5 protein-coding genes and 1 pseudogene are annotated in these 3,415 nt (G+C 71.1%); 5 read left to right on the top strand and 1 reads right to left on the bottom strand.

Annotated elements, in window-relative coordinates:
• Together AAW13_RS47340 and AAW13_RS43665 are read left to right on the top strand one after the other, a co-directional pair.
• Positions 1 to 121 (top strand): annotated as a pseudogene (locus tag AAW13_RS47340) (inositol 2-dehydrogenase); the annotation flags it as partial.
• Positions 118 to 984 carry a sugar phosphate isomerase/epimerase family protein gene (locus AAW13_RS43665; RefSeq protein WP_046728591.1) on the top strand — a complete coding sequence of 289 codons (867 nt, stop codon included), beginning with the start codon at positions 118 to 120 and terminating at the stop codon, positions 982 to 984. The pseudogene AAW13_RS47340 and the gene AAW13_RS43665, both read left to right, overlap by 4 nt.
• Before the next feature lie 53 nt (positions 985 to 1,037).
• Here AAW13_RS43665 and AAW13_RS43660 read toward each other — a convergent pair whose 3' ends face one another.
• Entirely contained in the window at positions 1,038 to 1,481 is a 444-nt protein-coding gene (locus AAW13_RS43660; RefSeq protein ID WP_046728590.1) for a DUF6299 family protein, read from the bottom strand.
• Between the two features lie 262 nt (positions 1,482 to 1,743).
• On the opposite strand from AAW13_RS43660, the gene AAW13_RS43655 reads away from it, so the two are divergent.
• The 3 genes from AAW13_RS43655 to AAW13_RS43645 form a co-directional block, all read left to right on the top strand.
• Positions 1,744 to 1,938 carry a DUF5999 family protein gene (locus AAW13_RS43655; protein ID WP_046728589.1) on the top strand — a complete coding sequence of 65 codons (195 nt, stop codon included), beginning with the start codon at positions 1,744 to 1,746 and terminating at the stop codon, positions 1,936 to 1,938.
• 116 nt (positions 1,939 to 2,054) lie between these two features.
• Positions 2,055 to 2,867, top strand: a complete 813-nt coding sequence (locus AAW13_RS43650) for a PaaX family transcriptional regulator (protein WP_046728588.1) — start codon at positions 2,055 to 2,057, stop codon at positions 2,865 to 2,867.
• A 184-nt stretch (positions 2,868 to 3,051) separates the two neighbouring features.
• A partial coding sequence (locus tag AAW13_RS43645) for an adenylyl-sulfate kinase (RefSeq protein ID WP_071659887.1) occupies positions 3,052 to 3,415 on the top strand: 364 nt, incomplete at its 3' end.

The raw sequence follows: 3,415 nt of genomic DNA, 5'->3' as shown, positions 1-3,415 counted from the left end.
CTCCTGGGACGGCTACGCCGCCACCGTCATCACCAACGCGACCGTCGAGGCCCTGGAGTCCGGCACGGTCGTCGCCACCGACCTCAAGCCCCGTCCGGCCCTCTACGGAGGCAACGCGTGAAGATCGCCCTCGACCCGTACATGTTCCGCGCCCTGCCGATCGACGACATGGTGCGCACGGTGGCCGAACTCGGCTACGAATACATCGAGTTGTCGCCGCGCGACGACTTCATGCCGTTCTTCCTGCACCCGCGTGCGGACGACGGGCGGATCGCGGAGCTGAAGAACGCCCTGCGCACGCACGGGGTGAAGCTGTCGTCCGTACTGCCGCTCTACAAGTGGTCGTCCCCTGACGAGACCGAGCGGCAGGCCGCCGTCCGCTACTGGAAGCGGATGATCGAGATCACGGCCGACCTCGAATGCCCGCTGATGAACAGCGAGTTCAACGGCCGGCCGGAGCGCGCGGCGGAGAGCGAGGCGGCCTTCTGGCGCTCGCTGGAGGAGCTTCTCCCCCTCTTCGAGCGCGAGGGCATCGCCCTCAACCTGGAGGCGCACCCGGACGACTTCTGCGAGGAGAACACCCCCGCGGTCGACCTGGTCCGCGCGATCAACAAGCCCTGGGTGAACTACCTGTACTGCGCCCCGCACTCCTTCCACCTGTCGGGCGCCGATCCCACCGCCGACATCGCGGCGATGATGCGCTACGCCGGTGACAGACTCCAGCACGTGCACATCGCGGACTCCTTCAACCACAAGGGCTCCAGCGGGCTGCGCTACATCCTCAACCCGCCCGGCACGGCGGCCCGGATCCACCAGCACCTGGACATCGGACAGGGCGAGGTCGACTGGGACGCGTTCTTCGGCACCCTGCGCGAACTGGGCTTCGACGGTGTCGCCACCGCCTGCGTCTTCGCGTGGGAGGAGCGGGCCCGCGAGTCCTCGGCGTTCATGCTGGACCGCATCAGGAAGGAACTCGCCGGCTAGCCGTCCCCGCCGGGTCCCGGCATCCGAGGGTGCCGGGACCGGGATCGGGCGGGTCAGGCCTTGGCGAGGGTGATGTCCTGCTTGCGGGTGGCGTGGAAGTACGGCAGGGGCAGGCCGCCCGAGGGACGCAGTTCCAGGACGGTGGCCTCCACGTTCGCCGCGCCGGGGGCCAGCTTCTCCGAGCTGACCTTGCCGGTGTTCTGCCAGTCGTGCACGGCTCCGTCGCAGACCGCCTGGGTACCGCCGATGCCGTGCCGGAAGGTCGGCGAGTCCTGGCTGATCGAGGAGCTGATGAACACCGGTCCCGTGGCATCGGTGCAGGTGTAGGTGCCGGAGAGGGTGACCGTGCCGTCGTCGGCGAGCTTGCCGGTCGCCGCGACGGAGACGGATTCGGTGGGGTCGGCGGGCGCGGGCGCGGACGCGGACGCGGGGGCGGTGGCGACGCACAGCAGGGCGGCCGAGCCGAGGGCCGCGGCGAGGACGGGGCGTACGGGCATGGTTTCCTCCCGGAACATGGGGGTGGGGGCACGCCCTGGATACCCGCCCGTCGGGCCCGGGAGCGTGATCGTCACTCCTTCGGTGGCGCGTCCCGTGGGGGTTCCGTGTCCCGGCGGCGCGGCGACCGTCGTGACGGCGTCCGAAGGTTGTCCGCGTGTTGTCACAGGTCGCGGCGGGCGGTTCCGCTGCGTTCACGACGGGAGCATGGTCTGGTCATGCCGGTCGGCGCTCGTGCCGGAGGCAGACCCGTGGAGGTGCGCCATGTGTTCCCACCAGTTCCCGAGCGCGACGGCCGACCTCGGCCCGGCGCACGTCGTCGCCGCCCACCCCGAACAGGGCTGGACCCTGCTGTGCGACGGGGCGATCGTCTTCGACGACACGGGTGAGCTGCGCGCCGACGGCAGTGTGGTCCCGCCGCGCCGCTGCCCCGCCGAACGGCTCGCCGTCGCCGCCTGACCCGGCTCCGCCCGCCTCCCGAAGGGCCTGGTGGCCGCCTCGGGGCGGACCCCGCGATCCTGACTCACATTCAGCCGGGCACCAGAGGTGACCAGCAGTGATGCCGGGGTCCTAAAATGATCAACGTGCCCGAGCAACACGCCCCGAGGTCCCTCATCGTCACGCTCTACGGCGCGTACGGCCGCTTCCTGCCCGGTCCGGTACCCGTCGCCGAGCTGATCCGGCTGCTGGCCGCCGCCGGTGTGGACGCACCCTCCGTACGCTCCTCGGTGTCCCGGCTGAAACGGCGCGGTCTGCTGGCTCCCGCGAGGACCGCGCAGGGCACCGCCGGATACGAGCTCTCCGCCGAGGCGCAGCAGCTGCTCGACGACGGTGACCGCCGGGTGTACGCCGAGGCTCCCCCCGAGGACGAGGGCTGGGTGCTCGCGGTGTTCTCGGTGCCCGAGTCGGAGCGGCAGAAGCGGCACGTCCTGCGCTCCCGGCTGGCCGGGCTCGGCTTCGGCACCGCCGCCCCCGGGGTGTGGATCGCCCCGGCCCGGCTGTTCGAGGAGACCCGGCACACGCTGCGCCGTCTCGCTCTCGACCCGTACGTGGACTTCTTCCGGGGTGACCACCTCGGGTTCGCGCCCACCACCGAGGCGGTCGCCCGCTGGTGGGACCTGACGGCCATCGCCAAGGCGCACGAGGAGTTCCTGGACGCGCACGAGCCGGTGCTGCGCGGCTGGGAGCACCGCGCGGACACCCCGCCCGAGGACGCCTACCGGGACTACCTCCTCGCCCTCGACTCCTGGCGCCACCTGCCGTACATCGACCCCGGGCTGCCGACCGGCCTGCTGCCCGCCGACTGGCCGGGCACCCGTTCGGCCGCCGTCTTCCGGGCGCTGCACGCGCGGCTGCGGGACGCGGGAGGCGTGTTCGCCGGTCTGTGAACCGCGCGCCGGGTGAACACCGGCACCTTTGTGAAATGTTCATTGCAGGACCGTGTGACCTCTTGCGTACCAGGAGTCACTCAGTCAAACCTCAGCTTCCTTAACCGTTCCTCTCAGACTTCTTACCTACCCTTCGACGGGTCGTACGCGGGTTGGACGAAGGTAAGGAAGAGGTCTGTTGCGCATGACCACCACGCCAAGGGCCCAGGGGGCCACGGTCTGGCTGACGGGGCTGCCGAGTGCGGGGAAGACGACGATCGCCCGCCTCCTCGGGGACCGGCTCAGGGCCGAGGGACATCGCGTGGAGGTCCTCGACGGCGACGAGATCCGCCGCTTCCTCTCGGCGGGCCTCGGCTTCAGCCGCGCCGACCGCAACACCAACGTGCAGCGCATCGGCCTCGTCTCCGAGGTGCTGGCGCGCAACGGCGTGCTCTCCGTGGTCCCGGTCATCGCCCCCTACGCCGACAGCCGCGAGGCGGTGCGCACCCGGCACGGGAAGAGCGGGACACCGTACCTGGAGGTGCATGTGGCGACCCCGGTCGAGGTGT

Source organism: Streptomyces humi (assembly GCF_001005085.2).
Lineage (GTDB): Bacteria > Actinomycetota > Actinomycetes > Streptomycetales > Streptomycetaceae > Streptomyces > Streptomyces humi.
Note: the sequence above shows the minus strand (reverse complement) of the source record. Positions and strands in the feature narration are given on the sequence as shown.

Bases quoted from the DNA above. Each gene is read 5' to 3' on its own strand.
- AAW13_RS43660 (WP_046728590.1), bottom strand. From the start codon at position 1,481: ATGCCCGTACGCCCCGTCCTCGCCGCGGCCCTCGGCTCGGCCGCCCTG.
- AAW13_RS43655 (WP_046728589.1), top strand. From the start codon at position 1,744: ATGTGTTCCCACCAGTTCCCGAGCGCGACGGCCGACCTCGGCCCGGCG.
- AAW13_RS43650 (WP_046728588.1), top strand. From the start codon at position 2,055: ATGATCAACGTGCCCGAGCAACACGCCCCGAGGTCCCTCATCGTCACG.